Origin of the sequence: Pontibacter toksunensis (genome assembly GCF_042686245.1) — a bacterium.
In the GTDB taxonomy this organism is placed as follows: domain Bacteria; phylum Bacteroidota; class Bacteroidia; order Cytophagales; family Hymenobacteraceae; genus Pontibacter; species Pontibacter toksunensis.
In genome coordinates this window covers 317,534-333,268 of the sequence record NZ_JBHUOX010000002.1, presented here as the reverse complement: position 1 = coordinate 333,268, position 15,735 = coordinate 317,534, and the positions used below count along the sequence as shown (strand labels likewise).

The window sequence follows — 15,735 nt, the reverse complement described above, 5'->3', positions numbered from 1 at the left end:
TGCGCTTTTTCTTCTTTTAACGTGATACAAGTATGGTACGAAGAGTAAGAAAAAGCTCACTTACCTTTGCGCAACGGGAAAAGCTTATGGGAGCTCTTATGCTGGTCCTTTGTGTCTTCTGAAGACAAATCTGTTTCAGAAACAGAGCGTACATCTTCTATGGAATAAAAAGCTTGCGGGTTATAATTACGGATAATGTCAATTACCTCCTCCAGCTTCTTGCGCTTCACGATCATGAACAGCAGGTTTACTTTACCCCGCGTGCCACGTGCATCTACGCTCGTAAGCCGGTAACCTTTTCCTGCCAGTTGTTCAATGAGTTTGTCTGCAGGTTCGACTGTGATCACGCGTACTACTGCCTGCCCTAATGCCAGCTTCTGCTCTATCCGCAGGCCTAAAAAGTTGCCTGTGGCAAACCCACCGGCCCAGGCAAGATAAGAGGCCACGTTGCTCAGGTTCTCCATCACCTGCGTGATGGCAATCAGCCATATAAGAACCTCAATGAACCCCAGCAGAGGGGCAATTACTTTGTTGCCCTTGGAGATGAAGACAATCCGCAGCGTGCCTAAGGTTACATCGCAGATGCGGGCCAGAAAAATAAGAGCGGGTATAATAACCCACTCCACAATACTTGGATCAATTTCTTGGAGAAAATTCATTACTTCATCAGGAGGTGAAGGTAGCACCTCATACTAACTTTTTGTTTTTTAAGAAATCTCAGCTATTGTGGGCACCCTGTCTCCCACAAATTCGCTGCGTGTTTTCGGCAATGCGCCAGGGTAATTCTGCTGAATAAACAGGACCAGCTTTTCACGGATAAGGCAGCGCAAATCCCAGGCAATGCTGGAGCTGTTGGCACTCATGAGAGCCCGCAGTTCCAGAGTCCGCTCTTTGGAATCTGTTACCTGCAGCCCCGACACGCGTTTATCCCAAAGGTCTGTGCCTGCCAGAATCCTGTTCAGCTCCTGCCGCACAGCATCTACGGGCACCGTATAGTCTGTGTAGAGGTAAACGGTGGCCAGAATATCAGAGCCGGTGCGGGTCCAGTTCTGGAAAGGCTTCTCGATAAAATAATTGAGAGGCAGAATAAGTCGCCGGTTATCCCAGAGGCGGAGCACCACATATGTCATGGTAATCTCCTCCACCCGGCCAAACTCGCCTTCCAGCACCAGCACATCGTCCAGCCGGATGGGCTGCGTAAATGCCAGTTGCATTCCCGCTAACAGGTTCGCGATAGACCGCTGCGCGGCAAGACCAATCACAATACCGGCCACACCAGCAGAAGTCAACAAACCAGTACCCAGTTTCCGGACTGCATCAAAGCTCAGCAAAATAAATGAAGCCGCCATGAAAATGATGATGGTAACGGCCAGTTTCTTTACAAAAGTAAGCTGGGTAAAAAGCTTGCGTTCTCTTATGTTATCTGTTTTGTCGATGGCAAACTGGTGCCGTACCATGTCCGCAGCCACATCGGTGAGCTTTACCAAGATCCAGGAAAACACAATGATGTCCAGAATCTCTATAACGCGCCACATAATAAAAATCTTGTTTTCAGGGTAGGGCAACGCCTGCACGGACATCGACACAAAGAGCAGCGGAATGAAAAACCCGAGGGGCTGGTTTAAATGCTCCGTCAGGGAACGCACCATATAGGGGTTTTCATGGCGGTTGTAAAAGCGCAACAGCTTAAAAATGATAACTTTTACTACGATACCAACAACAATGGCTGCCGCTATAATGGCTAATCCCAGTGCAAAATCAGGTAGTCTATATATGTAATCTGTAATTCTTTCCATTTGTTTCCTGAAAATTTAATCTACTCCATCCTACACCTCCGCCAACGCCATACACTTCTACCTTTGTTTGAATCCCCACTTTCGCTCCTCTGCTACAGCATAAACAACTTTCCAGAAACATCTTTCTAAGGGAATCCCTTTTGGTATCGGTTTACTATCAACCATGTTCTGTGGCGAATATGCGGGTTAAGGTTTTTAAAGAACGGGGTAGGATAAGGCTATGGCCTGGGGAGATATCTTTTCCGTAGAATTACTACAGATTAGACTTTCAGGTTGTATTTTACTAAATTAGGATTTAAATTTTTTGAAGGTGACTTAATTATAGCTATTTTTATATATTAGCTAAACGTAAATCATTTAATACGCGTATGGATACTTAGGTTATTGTATCCAACCTAAACGAAATAAATGCAAAAAGATAGGCTGACTTTATTGTGCTGATACACCCAGAGCGCAGTTTGACACAGCCTGCTAAACATACCTGACAAATGGCAAAACTGATCATCGTATCGAACAGGCTTCCTGTAAAACTGCAAGAGAAGGAGGGTGAGTTAATCTACAAAACGAGTGAAGGCGGTCTGGCGACAGGCCTTGGTTCTATCTACAAGCAAGGGGATAACCTTTGGATTGGGTGGCCGGGTATGGTGATAGAAGACCCCCAGAAACAGCAGCGCATCGCTGACGATATCCGGAAGGAGAGCATGAGCCCGGTGTTTCTGACGGAGACAGAGATAAAGGAGTTCTACGAAGGCTTCAGCAATGAAACGCTTTGGCCTACCTTCCATTATTTCAGCCAGTATGCCATTTACGAGCAGCAGCTCTGGGAGACTTATGTACAGGTGAACCAGAAGTACTGTGATGCGGTAGTGGCGCAGGCCGGGCCTGAAGACACGATTTGGGTTCATGACTACCAGCTCCTGCTTTTGCCATCTATGTTGCGCGAGAGGCTGCCTAACAGTACCATCGGCTTCTTTCAGCATATCCCGTTCCCTTCTTATGAGGTGTTTCGATTATTGCCTTGGAGAAAAGAGCTGTTGGAGGGTATGCTTGGCTCTGACCTTGTTGGTTTCCACACCTACGATGACATGCGCCATTTCCTTTCTTCGGTGAACCGCCTGGTAGGGTACGGCAGCATGCACGGCTGGATCAACACTAACAACCGCTCGCTGCTGGTGGACTCTTTCCCGATGGGGATCGACTATGAAAAGTACAGCAGTACGGCAGCTACTGAAGAGGTACAAAAGCGCGAGCAGATTTACCGTGGCAACCTGAATGCAGAGAAGGTGATACTGTCCATCGACAGGCTGGACTATTCGAAAGGTATCGCGCAGCGCCTAAAAGCTTTTGAACTGTTCCTGGAGAAGCATCCAGAGTTCCACGCCAAGGTAACCCTGCTCATGCTGGTGGTGCCTAGCCGGGATGCTGTAGAAAAGTACAAGGAATTGAAAGAAGAGGTAGACGAACTGGTGGGCCGCATTAACGGTAAGTATAGCCGTATCAGCTGGAACCCAATTCAGTACTTCTACCGCTCATACCCACTCGAAACGCTGTCCGCTTTCTACCGCATGGCTGATGTGGCGTTAGTAACGCCGATGCGCGATGGTATGAACCTGGTTTGTAAAGAATACATTGCCAGTAAATCTGACCAGAAAGGGGTATTGATATTGAGCGAAATGGCAGGAGCCTCTAAAGAGCTTTCTGATGCGCTGCTTATTAACCCGAACGATATAAACCAGATGGTAGAAGCCATTGCTACTGCCCTCACTATGCCGGAAGAGCAACAGATTGCCCATATGCGCAACATGCAGGAGTCGCTGCAGCGCTATAACATACACCATTGGGTGAGCATGTTTATGGACCGTCTGTCTTATGTAAAAATCAAGCAGCTGTCGCTGGCTACGTCTTACCTCGACGATGCCACCATTCAGGAGATGCACGATGCCTACGACTCTGCCAGCTCCCGCCTCTTCTTCCTGGAGTATGATGGAGCTTTGGTTGATTACCGTAACCGCCCGTTGATGGCCCGCCCGGATGATGATTTGATGGATCTGCTAGAACGACTCAGCAGCGATAAGAAGAATAGGGTAGTAGTAGTAAGCAGCCGCGAAAAAGCAACCATGCAGGATTGGATCGGCCACCTGAACATTGATATCATTGCAGAGCACGGCGTCTGGATAAAGCAAAGAGGAACTGGCTGGCAGACGATGCTAAGCTTGCTCGATGACTGGAAGAAAGATATCCGGATGATTCTGGACCTGTACGTAGACCGTACGCCAGCCTCCTTCATAGAAGAGAAAGAGTACTCACTTGTGTGGCACTACCGCCGCGTAGAGACCGGACTTGGCGAACTGCGTGCACGTGAGTTAGTAAACCACCTGAATTTTATTGCATCTAACAGCAACCTGCAAGTGCTCGACGGACAGATGGCAGTGGAGATAAAAGCACAGGAAATAAACAAAGGGAAAGCATCCAGCTACTGGCTAAGCAAGTTCCCGCATAAGTTTGTCTTAGCTGTCGGCGATGACTGGGGTGATGAGGACATTTTCAAGGCGATGCCGCGTGAAGCTTATACCGTTAAAGTTGGAAACTCTTATTCTGTAGCGAAGTACCACGTGGATACCTGTGAGGAAGCCCGGCAGACCCTGGATAGGTTGGTACAAACAAGAAGCCAGCAGCAGTCTCCTGGTGCCCTGATGACTGGTTGATTAATCAATCAATAAAATCATAAGTAAGAACGCCCCCTGCTACATACAATAGCAGGGGGCGTTCTTATTTTGTAGTAACAGGTAGTGTGCCTTTGTTATTAGTTAGTTGAGTAAAATCAGCGGTTAAAACAAAGAACCATTACCAGTTCCAGCGCTTGTTCTACCTTCGGATGCTTTGTTAGTGGCAGGCTGCTCACAGTTTTCCTCGTTGAAAACCTGGTCTATGGCTTTTTCAGCACTGCGTAACTTTTCTTTGCAAAGTTTAATCAATTGCGATGAGCGCTGCACTTTCTGCGTCAGCTCATCTACATCTACGGAGTCATTCTCAATAGCGCGTAGTATTTCTTCCAACTCCTGCGTCGCCTCGCGATACGTCAAACTTTTTAAATCCTTATTTGTCATTTTCGTCTATGTTTACAACTAAACTATGGAGCGTGCCATCCTGCATCTTCGTCTCGATCACGTCTCCGTTATTGATGTCTTTTATACTTTTTGTGATTTTGCCATTCACTAGTGTCAGGGTATAGCCGCGAAGGAGCAGGCGCTCCGGGTTATTAGCCTCAATGCCCATTTCCAGTATCCGCAAGCGGTGGCTCTCGGTTTGTAACTTCTTTTGAGAGCAGAAAAAGACTTTGTCGCTGCTTTTTGTGAACCATAACTGCTCTTTCTTCAGCCCATCCTTGGCTTCTGTTTCAATGCAATGCACCAGGTTATTCAGTTCATGCTCTTTCATGTGCAGGTAGCGTTGGCTCTTTCCCTCTACACAAACAGATAGTTCCTGCAGATAAGTCTTACGCTCGTGCAGCAAGTCCTTAGTATTGGCGCTGATGTCTTTGTCGAGGTTGCTGATATGGTGCTTTTGTACCTCCAGGTAATTCTTTGGCTTCAGCAGCAAGCCCCGCGACAGCAGATCTAACCTGTCCTTTTTGATTTGCAGCAGCTCCTTTGTCAGGTTTGAAATTCGCATGCTTACCCGTTCCAACAGCCCGTCAGCTACCTTCAGTTGCTGTGTTGAGAACATTCGGATGCTGTCAAGCAGGTTCTCATTGTACTGTTCCGCCGAACGGAAGCGGTCTATCAGGAAATTGGCCACGGCAGTTGGCGTCTTCAATCGTGTGTGCGCCACCATGTCCGAAATACTCTCATCCCGCTCATGCCCTATACCCGTCAGCACCGGGAGGGGAGAGTGCCCTATAGCAGCGGCTATGGCATAGTCATCAAAGCAGCTTAGGTCGGTCTGTGAACCGCCACCACGAATAATGACAATTGCATCAAAATTTTCCTTGTATTTGCCAGCCAAGTACATCGCACGTTTTACTGAGGCAGGGGCCTCATTGCCCTGGACCGTAGCCGGAAATAGCGTGGTATAGAAGGTGTAGCCAAAGCTGTTGTGCTGCAGCTGATGAATAAAATCCTGGTACCCTGCTGCTGTAGCCGAGGAGATAACCGCAAGCCGTTGTGGGACCAGGTCTAGGTCCAGGGCTTTATTTGCCTCCATCAGTCCTTCTGCCTCTAGCCGCTTCAGTGTCTCCTGTCGTTGCCGCGCTAAATCCCCAATGGTATAATTCGGGTCGATATTTACGATGTCGAGGCTCAGGCCATACAGCTCATGGAAGCGCACCGAAGCCTGAAAGAGGATTTTCAATCCTGCTTTCAACGGTTGTCCCGTTTTCTCTTCAAAGTAGCGGCCCAGCATCTGGTACCGTGAGCTCCAGATAGTAGCCCGCGCCTGCGCCAGCATCTGGCGGGCATCATCTCCTTTGTCTACTAGAGTGAGGTAACAGTGACCTTTGCGGCGGTCAGGTGTTACCTGTGCAACCTCTGCCACCACCCAATAGCTTTCCGGGAACGCTATTTCCAGCTCTTCCCGAATCTGCTGGTGCAGCTCGTGGAGCGAAAGAGGCGCATGCAGCTCTACTTTTACTGTCGTCTGCCGGATAGAAAACTGAGCCATGTATTGTGTGGTGGGTATTTGTTTGAGTCAGTATACCAGGCAACTGTATTACCTGAATCTGGAGCACAAGATAAGCTTTTGTCAGCGGAGAGCAAAGAGGAAAAAGCTGGCTCTTAGAGATTTTGTATATAGATATCAATGTATGTAAATTGACTTTTAGTAGCTTCTATGAATAGAATCGCTCATACACCCGGTGTTTGATGTGGCTGGCAATCCTCTCTAATTCCGCTGCCTCGGCTACAGGTTCGGCCGTCATCAGGTAGAGCGGCACTGGCTGCCCGCCTTTCTGATAAGGTGGCTGATGGTAGTCAAAGTCGCTGTGAAGGGTGAAACCCAATAGCCTCTGGTAAAACTGAATCCTTTTGATGCTCTGCTCATCTTCCTGTCGCTCCACTTCCAGCACAAGCTTTTTGCCGGTCCGGGCCAGTAACCACTGCATGACCTGCCTTCCAATGCCACACCCCTGATGGGAGGGTTCAATGGCAAGGTGCTCCAGAAAAAAAAAGCCCTCCAGCTGCCAGTAAATGCACAAGCCCAGCACTTCTTTAGCAGCTACTACCGCAAAAAAATACATATCTGGCTCTGAGAGCAGCGTCAGCAACTGTTGGAAATGTCTGCGTTCCTTGGCTGGAAATGATTCCTCATACAGATTTTGCAGCGCAAAGACGGTAGGATGCTGGCTGTTTTGGTTGCGGAGAAGCTCAAATGTATTTTTCAAGAAGTTTTCTTACGTTTCGTTTGCTCTTTTTTACCTGGCCATGGTGTTCCTGGAGGTCGTCAGGATGAAGGGTTTAAATGAACAATGCCGTTGTTGGTGAAAGTCCAACAACGGCATTGCTTTGAGTCGAGATAAGATTTTGCCTTTATGCGTGAGATTGCTTTTTCAGAGAAGCTATCTGCTGGTTAAGCTCTTCTATTCTGTTCATCTCTGTTTGAAGCTCTCTTTTCAGCTTAAGTTCTTTTTCGCGAGCCCCTTTCTTGTAGTCATCATACTCCTGGTGTACATCGTCGTATGCTTTCCGCTTCTCATCAGCTACGCTTTTGCTACTCTTGTACTGAAGCATGATTATCGCCAGCAGGATGAGCAACGTGATAATCACCACAAAACTCATGATAACGTAGGTTTGTTTCTCCATGTCTATTCCTAAAACAGAGAGATTAGCCACATCATGTATATTTTGCTGTACCTCCTGCTCCTTGGCAGCATACTGCTGTTTCAAGGCCTGTAATTGCTCCTGCTGTGCTGCAATACTGTCCTTCGCCTGCACCAGGTCCTGCTCCGTTTGTACACCAGCCTGTTTTAGCTTTTGCTCTCTTGCCGCAATGGTCTCCTGCACATTCTTCCAGAAGGCATCAAGCGAGGCAACATTAACTACTTTATAAGTTCTGCCGTTTTCTGAGTAAGAGTTAGAACCGGCCTTCAGGTTGTTGAACTGCCTGGCTAAGTTATCGGTTGCAGCAGCGCCTTCTTTGGATGTTCCCTGAGCATTCGCTACCAAGACAGATAGCACAAAGAAAAGAGATAAAAAGAATGCCTTCATAATAAATTCAATAAAGATCCAGGAGCAGCGCCTGGGTTAAACATAATTAAAAAACCTGCTTGTATTGTCAGGAAATGGTTTTTGCTATCTGTGTTTAAATAAAGCTTACAAAGACTAACAATCGATTGCCGTTTTTATTGTTGAAGTAGCCGTAACATCTTCAAGGCAGCTAAACAATTCCTCCACCAGGTCTGCAACAACGCGCTTGTATAGCTTCATACTTATATTATTGATTGCTACAGTAAGGCAAGAATACAAAATGCATCGATAACTAACAAAGCTAATGTGATATCCTTTGTCTTGCCGGTAGCCAGTTTAAGAGCCGTCCAGGAGAGGAATCCCCAGATAATACCCTGGGTTATAGAGTAGGAGAATGGAATCAGTACCATGGCCACAAAGGCAGGAATGGCCTCATCCAGTTGGTTCCAGTTAATCTTCACAACTGGGCGCACCATAAACACGCCCACCAGCACAAGGGCCGGAGCAGTGGCGATGGCCGGAACTACAGAAAGGAGCGGGGCCAGGAAAAGAAACGGGAGGAACAGCAAAGCACCCACCACTGCAGTCAGTCCCGTTCGTCCGCCTGCCTCTATGCCTACAGCTGATTCGATGTAAGCCGTACCGGGGCTTGAGCCCACAAGTCCTGCTAGGGTAGTGGCCACGGCATCTGTCATCAGGGAGCGCTTTACGTTTCTTGGTTCGCCATGCTCATCGAGCAGGTTGGCTGCTTCGGCCAGACCTACAAACGTAGAAACGCTGTCGAACATATCTGTGAACACAAAAGCGAAGATAATAGGCACCACCGCCCACTGCAGGGAGTTCACATAATCCAATTGGAGTAGCAGGCTAAAGTCAGGAGCCGCAAAAAAACCCTGGAAGTTTACTAGTGGCACTACGTCCTCGCCACCGCCATACCAACGGCCAATGGGGTAGGCAGCCAGTGTCGTGAACAGAATACCCATCAGTATGCCTCCTCTTACGTTCTTTGTCAGCAGCACTGCCGTCAGCAGCAGTCCTGCCAGAAAAGTAAGTAGGGCAGGAGTAAGGTTGCCTATACCCAATATGGTCGCAGGATTAGAAACAATAAACTTTGCATTCGCTAAGCCTATCAGCGTGATAAAGAGGCCTATGCCAGCCGCTATGGCAAAGCGTAAGGGTCGCGGAATAGCCCGCACGATAAGGGTGCGTATGTTGAAGGCTGAAAGCAGCAGGAAAACAATCCCTGACCAGAATACCGCCCCCAATGCCACCTGCCAGGTGATACCCAGTCCCAATACTGCCGAATAGGTGAAAAAGGCATTCAGTCCCATACCAGGCGCCACCAGTATAGGGTTCCGGGCGTAAAGCCCCATCATCAGGCTGCTGAAGAAGCTCACCAGGACTGTTGCCGTGAGTACCCCTGCAAATGGCATTCCCGCCTGGCTAAGTACGCTGGGGTTCACGACGATGATATAGGAAGTAGCCAGAAAGGAAGAAACACCGGCAATGATCTCTGTTTGTACGGATGTGCTATTCTTCTTCAGTTTAAAGTATGACTGTAACATACTAACGTTATTTACATTTTAAAGGCAAAAGCCTATCAAATGGCAGTTTATTCAATGCTTTAGATGTAACAAAAATAGTCTAGTATGATTAAAAGTAATATAAACTATGTGAATAAGGTATTAATTAGTTCAGCAACAATTGTTGACTGAGCACCTGAGGCTACTGCTATAAACTCTGCTGTATGCATTAAAAACAACTCTGAACACGTTCAGTGTTATTTTCTGCTCAGATAAGCAGTTGTTCCTTCAGCCAATAAAATTTGATGAGTTAATGAATCTGCTTCAGGGTCTCCTTGCCATCTAAAGAAAGAATTAGATCTTAGCACTAGATTTTGGTCTGTTAATGATTCAACTTCAACTAACATAAGCATGTCACCCTTCTTTAGATGAATTAAGCCCTGTTGAGCAGTATAAGAAAAGGTTTCGCAAGGTTCGGAAGCATCTTCAGGGTACACTTTAAGGCTATTGTCTTCAGTAAACTCAAATGTTGCTCCTGCCCCAATCTGATTACAAAAAGAGGGCACAGTAACAGGGGCTAGCGTCAAGCTATCTATAACCCATATCCCCTCTATCTGTACATTTCTTGCCTCCTCAATTGAGGTGTTTTGCTTAAAAGATGATACAGGTTTTTCTTCTCCTTTGCAGCCAATGTACGTTAGGAAAACTACGAGTAAGGTCGGTGAGATATAATGCTGATTTTTCATATTTATAAAGGGGGATACTATAGCTATAACGTTCTTGTTTGGCGTTTTCACCTTTACATGATTATCAGGAAACTGCAGATGAAGGTGTGCCTCCCATATTCTGTTAATTCCTTATTCAACATATCAGTGAAGGATGATGTTCTAAACACAGGTTTCGAAACCCTTTTGATAGCGCCCACCTGTTATCATGGCGAACCACATGTGTTGAAAAAGCAATTCGCGCCGTTACCGAAATTCCCATCAGCAGCGGCGCGAACATTCAATAAGTTGGCTTTTTTTGCCCTTGGTTCTAAGCAAGGTAACCAGAAAAGGCAGCTTTATATACTTAGCGGGCTTTAACTATTCTGAATTGCTTCGCCTCTTTGCCTGTACTTACATGTAAAATGTATACTCCTGTTACAAGATCTTTCCCAATAGTTAATTTCTGATTAGCCTGTACATCCTTTAGATGCCACACTTCCCTACCAGTAATATCGTACATTTCTAAACTGAATTTTTCATCACTATTTCCGTGAAGTTGGAGAGTGATCTCCTCCTGGAATGGGTTCGGGTAATAACTGGCCAGAGGAGTGTCATGCTTCAGTTCAATTTCCGACTTTGTCAGGGCAGCGGTAGACTGCGAAGACAAGTAAGGGGAGAGTCTGCTGCCTGCAATGGGTGCTTCAAATTTACCATCTGGCATCTGCCATGCCACCGCCAAGTTGTCGCCGCCCCATCCCTGCTTGTGCAGCGCCTCGATGTAGTAGCGCTTGCCTGCCTCCAGCCGCACAGCCGCTGACTTTTGCGATGAATACTTGTTCCATTGGCGGGAGTAGGTCCAACCTGCGACGGAGGCAATCTTCTCCTTGTTGGAAGGGCTGTCGGTGGTGCTCAGCCACAGCTCCGCATTATCATCACCTGCGATGAAAAAGGTGTAGTATCCTGTTGTTGGGGGGCAGATGAAGCCCCTGACCCTGGCGCCGTAGTTGCTGCCCAGCCCCGACGGTGCCTCAAACAGGCTCAGCTGGCTGGTGCTGCTTGGGCTTTTGCTTAACGGAATGTCAGAAATGCTGCTGCCCGACACGCTGTTCCACTGCTCGCGCTGAATAGTGCCGGAGGCTGTGCAGGTGATGGAGGTTGTAGACTGCACCGTCACGGTAGCGTCGTCAGAGGCAGTTAGCCCTCCGTTGTCCTTCACCGTGAGGCGGAAGACATAGGTTCCCTCCAGCAGGTTGTTTGCTGTTAAGCTTACTGTACTGGCTCCACTCAGAGTGGCGGAAGGACCACTCACTTTGGTCCAACTGTAGCTGCTGATGCTTCCGTCACTGTCACTTCCAGAGCCGCTCAAGATCACGCTGTTACTAGGTGAAGTGATAGTTTTATCCGGTCCCGCGTTTGCAGTTGGCGCCTGGTTGGCAGGCGTTGTCGTAGTTCCACCGCTGTAAGGCGAGAGCCTGCTACCTGCGATAGGTGCCTCCATCTTTCCGTCCGGCATCTGCCATGCCACCGCCAGGTTATCGCCACCCCAGCCTTGCTTGTGCAGGGCCTCGATATAGTATTTCTTCCCAGCCTCCAATCTGATAGACACTGACTTTTGCGAAGAGTACTTGTCCCATTGGCGGGAGCTGGTCCAGCCGGTGACAGAGGCGATCTTCACCTTATTAGCCGGACTGTCGGTGGTGCTCAGCCACAGCTCTGCATTGTCGTCTGCTGCGATGAAGAAGGTATAGTATCCTGTGGCAGGAGGGCAGATGTAGCCCCTGACTCTTGCGCCGTAGCTGGTGCCTAGCCCGCTTGGTGCTTCGAACAGGTTAAGTTGAGAGGTGCTGCTCGGGGTACTGCTCAGCGGAATGTCTGCCACACTGCTGCCTGACACGCTGTTCCACTGCTCGCGCTGAATAGTGCCGGAAGCTGTACAGGTAATAGAAGTGCTTGTGCTAACACTTACTGACACTGCTGCTGAGGTAGTGACAGCCCCCGCATTGTCCGTGGCTTTAACTGTTAGCTGATAGCTGCCTGCAGCCACGCCGCTCCAGGTATAGGCGTAAGGGCTGGTCAGATCCTCGCCCAGTTTGGTGGCACCTTGAAAGAACTCCACTTTGGCCACGCTGCCGTCTGAATCTGAGGCAGAAGCTGAAATAGTGATAGAGGCAGGAGTCGAGAAATTTGTTCCGCTGGCAGGAGAAGTAATGTTTACTACCGGGCTTACGTTTGTCGCTATAGCGCCTGCTGGTATGGTGCCTGTTATAGAATATTCACCAAGCGATGCATAGTCTGAATTCGCTCCTGAAGATCCTGTAACCCCATCTACTTCTAGGTAATAAGTGCCTGCTGCCAGAGTTTGCTTCAATAAGGCTGCAAGCGTTGAAGGGCTTGCCGTAGTCACGACTGCGCCAGAAGAGTTTCTAAGCGTGAGGGCTATGTCGAGGTTTGGGTGTATAGCAGAAGGTGCCACGGTAAGATCTACAGTACCGCCACTTGTGTTGAAAGAAAAGACATCTACATCTGTTCGGGTTGTGATAACTCCATGATTTTTAGCCGCCGCCACAGCACCTCCACCATCTATAACAAGAGGAGTTGCCAGATTAATTGCATTACCGTGATCATCCTGCCTATAAGTGAACCCATTTCTCGAGGTGATAATGCTTAGGTCATCCTCTTTGTTACTGGCATAAGAGTACTCTCCTTTACTCCATTGCACCATAGATCTATAGTCTCCTGCTCCCATTATAGGGGCCCATGATTGATGTCCGAGGTAGTATTCCTCAGAGGGAGACGTTCTCCCATCATGGCTCAAGTGCAAAGTATGTCCAACTTCATGTGCCCCTGCCATACCAGCACTACTTCCATAGGTGCTCCATACCCAGCAGGGTGTTTCGCCAAGAGATGTACCTCCCCATGTGAAGGAACCAACATAGGCCACACCACCGGCTCCTGGAAGAAAGTAGTTCGTTGGAGTGAAAATTACTCTCATTCTGCGATTAGCAGGGGCGTTTTTAAACACTGCTTCGCTTGTTGTTACATTTATGGCAAAAGGGCGGTAGTCTTCACTCATCATTTTCCATGCCTCCACCATCTTCTCCAAAGTCATATCAGAAGGGGCAGCTACAATAGGATTACCACCGTTAAAGTTGGAGTTCCATAAAGTATTCTCCACAGTCTGGCCGTCAAAATCCAAAAACACAACTGCTTCAGCACCAGGTAAACTCTCTAGAGAAGGTACAGCGACAGCAGCTGCACTAATTTGACCTGAGGTGACACTTTGATCATCAGTGCTTTCCAAAAACCCAACACAAAGAATATCATCGATATCTTCCTCTACAAGAAAAACTGAGCCATCTGCGGTAGAGGAATATCTGTAGTATTTCTTCTGGTCTCTAAGGATAATAGACCCTGAAACATCTTTCCCCTCTACTTTTAGATGGAAATTGCTATTCTTCACATTGTCTACCTCACCGAAAAATAAACTTGCCAGTCCCTCTTTCTTATCGGACTTTAAGTTAAGTACTAGCGAAGGTTTGCCCGGCACCTCCTGGCTTATTTTGGCATGAGTGCCTTTTGCATGTTTTTCCTTCGCCTTAGCCTCAAAGGCTGCTTTAATTTCTGATGCTTTACCTAAACTAACTTTAGATTTAGATTGTGCCTGAAGTTGAGAAATACAGCCAAACCATATGAATAGTACAAAAAATAATCTGGTAGAAATGTGCATAGATGAAAAATTAAAATTTAAGTAAAACAGGTTTTTAAAGTCGATGTGGGTATCAGTGTTTTTTAAATAGTACAATCAGAGCAGACGGCAAGTTGGTTTGTAATCTTATGTGAGCGCTGCTTGAAACAGAAAGAATCATTTAGGCTTATGAACATAATATTGAAAAGTGTATCAAAACTTTTATCTGAAACTGTCGTTTTTAAAAGTCACTTGGAAGGGTATTCCTGCAATTACAACTACATCAGTTGTTGACATTATTCCTTTTTGATAAAGTTCTTGCGGTTCAGTAAGAAAATTTGTGCCAGGAAAGGCAACTTTTTGTAACCGCTTATATATCAATATATAATTTTATTCAAGGGCCTAATGATGAATATCGAATACGAGCAATTGTGGGGAATTTTTCATCAATTTGTAGAAGGTTTCCCCAGAATGTTATAAATATGAATGTTGTTATTATGGGCCTAATAACAGATTATATAGGATTATATTGCTTTATATGATGTTTGTATGCTAATATACCTAATTTTAATAAACTGCAATATTGATATTTCTAATACTATCAATTTTCTTTTGAAGGGAGATTGATGAGTGAACACTTTATTATTAGAGGTATCGCAAAGATTGCCTTACAAAGTGCTTGTATCTATAGTATTTGCCAACTTTTTGTACTTGTGTTAGAAGTATAGTTACTTGCTCTTTTCGCTTCTTGAAGCAAGCAGGTTTAAATCAACCTTGACTTAAATTATCGGTATTAATTGATTGTGCCGAGCAGTCTATTGATTAATGTTGCCAAACATTTCGTCAGCGCAGAAATTGCACAAAATTTCGCTGCATTCTTCCTGCAACTATCAGAACATCAAGGGAGCAAAGTGTTATATCAACCTCTCTACATGTAAGTTGACAGATTCATTACTTGTTGATTATTTCGCTTTTTTGTTTTTCCACCCCCAACCTCATCTTCAGTCTTAGGCTTCATGTAGGTGTTGTAACAGGATGAATTAGTGACACCTTTCGGGGGTGTTTTGTTTAGCTTAATGTTAGTAGAAGCTTCCTGTAGAATTACAGAGGTGAGCAGCATAGGCTATAATCTATTCTACATTGTAATGCACAAGACCCAAATGCTGATTAAGGGCTTATATAGGTTGTTTGATGAGGCCTTTTATAGTTGGATAACTTTATGTGGGAAAGGCATGCAGAACAGAAAATAAGGATAGGAAGTCATCTACAATAGAAGTGTTGGCTTAATAGCATGTTGAGCATTAAATAAAATATTAAGATAAAGCCTACCACCCAGTTGAGAACTATCAAGAAAAAGTGCATCCATTTGGTAATCGCCCGTATAACTGCTAATTTTCAGATATAGAGGTTTGCTATTTAAGCCTATCTATTGAACTCAAAAACAATTTAAACTTAAAACTATGTTCGTACACCACGTATTTTTCTGGCTAAAGAATGCTGATTCAGAAGAAGATAAAAGTAAACTACTCGAAGGGCTGGAAAAGATGAAGGCCATAGAAGGAGTTCGTACTCTACATATTGGCGTACCAGCCACTACCAACAGAGACGTGATTGAAAGAGGATATGCTCTTTCGTGGCTGCTGATATTTGACAACCTGGAAGATCAGGTAAACTATCAGGTGCATCCTATACATAAGAAATTTGTGGAAGAATGCTCTTCCCTTTGGTCGAAAGTTATTGTTTATGATGCGGTTGATGCCTGATTCAGCGTTTTCTGATATCATAAATAGAAGCAAACTATAAATAGAATCAACGAAGTCAAACGTAAGCCGCACTATCCTATAG

Annotated in this window: 11 protein-coding genes; 2 read left to right on the top strand and 9 right to left on the bottom strand. The window is 46.2% G+C overall.

What is annotated here, in order from left to right; all coding sequences use genetic code 11:
* Window positions 1-56 precede the first annotated feature (56 nt).
* Window positions 57-659: a DUF2179 domain-containing protein gene (locus ACFS7Z_RS04235; protein WP_377481405.1), complete on the bottom strand. Its 603-nt coding sequence runs from the start codon at window positions 657-659 to the stop codon at window positions 57-59.
* A gap of 48 nt (window positions 660-707) precedes the next feature.
* The gene (locus tag ACFS7Z_RS04230; protein WP_377481402.1) at window positions 708-1,796 is read right to left on the bottom strand and encodes a mechanosensitive ion channel family protein; all 1,089 of its coding nucleotides are present in this window, start codon (window positions 1,794-1,796) and stop codon (window positions 708-710) included.
* A gap of 488 nt (window positions 1,797-2,284) precedes the next feature.
* On the opposite strand from ACFS7Z_RS04230, the gene ACFS7Z_RS04225 reads away from it, so the two are divergent.
* Window positions 2,285-4,501, top strand: coding sequence for a bifunctional alpha,alpha-trehalose-phosphate synthase (UDP-forming)/trehalose-phosphatase (locus ACFS7Z_RS04225; protein ID WP_377481399.1), 2,217 nt, complete (start codon window positions 2,285-2,287; stop codon window positions 4,499-4,501).
* 123 nt (window positions 4,502-4,624) lie between these two features.
* On the opposite strand, the gene xseB is transcribed toward ACFS7Z_RS04225, so the two are convergent.
* From xseB to ACFS7Z_RS04190, 7 genes are all read right to left on the bottom strand, one after another.
* On the bottom strand, window positions 4,625-4,903 hold the full coding sequence (xseB, locus tag ACFS7Z_RS04220; RefSeq protein ID WP_377481396.1) for an exodeoxyribonuclease VII small subunit: 279 nt from the start codon (window positions 4,901-4,903) through the stop codon (window positions 4,625-4,627).
* Complete coding sequence (xseA, locus tag ACFS7Z_RS04215; protein WP_377481393.1) at window positions 4,893-6,455, bottom strand: exodeoxyribonuclease VII large subunit; 1,563 nt, start codon at window positions 6,453-6,455, stop codon at window positions 4,893-4,895. Before xseA ends, xseB begins: the two co-directional genes overlap by 11 nt.
* 166 nt (window positions 6,456-6,621) lie before the next feature.
* Window positions 6,622-7,173, bottom strand: coding sequence for a GNAT family N-acetyltransferase (locus ACFS7Z_RS04210; protein ID WP_377481390.1), 552 nt, complete (start codon window positions 7,171-7,173; stop codon window positions 6,622-6,624).
* A gap of 145 nt (window positions 7,174-7,318) precedes the next feature.
* Window positions 7,319-7,996, bottom strand: coding sequence for a hypothetical protein (locus ACFS7Z_RS04205; protein ID WP_377481387.1), 678 nt, complete (start codon window positions 7,994-7,996; stop codon window positions 7,319-7,321).
* A gap of 236 nt (window positions 7,997-8,232) precedes the next feature.
* On the bottom strand, window positions 8,233-9,540 hold the full coding sequence (locus ACFS7Z_RS04200) for an NCS2 family permease (protein ID WP_377481384.1): 1,308 nt from the start codon (window positions 9,538-9,540) through the stop codon (window positions 8,233-8,235).
* A 215-nt stretch (window positions 9,541-9,755) separates the two neighbouring features.
* A complete protein-coding gene (locus tag ACFS7Z_RS04195; protein ID WP_377481381.1) occupies window positions 9,756-10,244 on the bottom strand; it encodes a hypothetical protein in 489 nt (162 codons plus the stop codon).
* A gap of 325 nt (window positions 10,245-10,569) precedes the next feature.
* Complete coding sequence (locus ACFS7Z_RS04190; RefSeq protein WP_377481379.1) at window positions 10,570-13,932, bottom strand: PKD domain-containing protein; 3,363 nt, start codon at window positions 13,930-13,932, stop codon at window positions 10,570-10,572.
* 1,418 nt (window positions 13,933-15,350) lie between these two features.
* On the opposite strand from ACFS7Z_RS04190, the gene ACFS7Z_RS04185 reads away from it, so the two are divergent.
* Window positions 15,351-15,653 carry a Dabb family protein gene (locus ACFS7Z_RS04185; RefSeq protein WP_377481377.1) on the top strand — a complete coding sequence of 101 codons (303 nt, stop codon included), beginning with the start codon at window positions 15,351-15,353 and terminating at the stop codon, window positions 15,651-15,653.
* Window positions 15,654-15,735: the final 82 nt, after the last annotated feature.

Bases quoted from the DNA above. Each gene is read 5' to 3' on its own strand.
- xseB (WP_377481396.1), bottom strand. From the start codon at position 4,903: ATGACAAATAAGGATTTAAAAAGTTTGACGTATCGCGAGGCGACGCAG.
- ACFS7Z_RS04205 (WP_377481387.1), bottom strand. From the start codon at position 7,996: ATGAAGGCATTCTTTTTATCTCTTTTCTTTGTGCTATCTGTCTTGGTA.
- xseA (WP_377481393.1), bottom strand. From the start codon at position 6,455: ATGGCTCAGTTTTCTATCCGGCAGACGACAGTAAAAGTAGAGCTGCAT.
- ACFS7Z_RS04195 (WP_377481381.1), bottom strand. From the start codon at position 10,244: ATGAAAAATCAGCATTATATCTCACCGACCTTACTCGTAGTTTTCCTA.
- ACFS7Z_RS04235 (WP_377481405.1), bottom strand. From the start codon at position 659: ATGAATTTTCTCCAAGAAATTGATCCAAGTATTGTGGAGTGGGTTATT.
- ACFS7Z_RS04190 (WP_377481379.1), bottom strand. From the start codon at position 13,932: ATGCACATTTCTACCAGATTATTTTTTGTACTATTCATATGGTTTGGC.
- ACFS7Z_RS04200 (WP_377481384.1), bottom strand. From the start codon at position 9,540: ATGTTACAGTCATACTTTAAACTGAAGAAGAATAGCACATCCGTACAA.
- ACFS7Z_RS04225 (WP_377481399.1), top strand. From the start codon at position 2,285: ATGGCAAAACTGATCATCGTATCGAACAGGCTTCCTGTAAAACTGCAA.
- ACFS7Z_RS04185 (WP_377481377.1), top strand. From the start codon at position 15,351: ATGTTCGTACACCACGTATTTTTCTGGCTAAAGAATGCTGATTCAGAA.
- ACFS7Z_RS04230 (WP_377481402.1), bottom strand. From the start codon at position 1,796: ATGGAAAGAATTACAGATTACATATATAGACTACCTGATTTTGCACTG.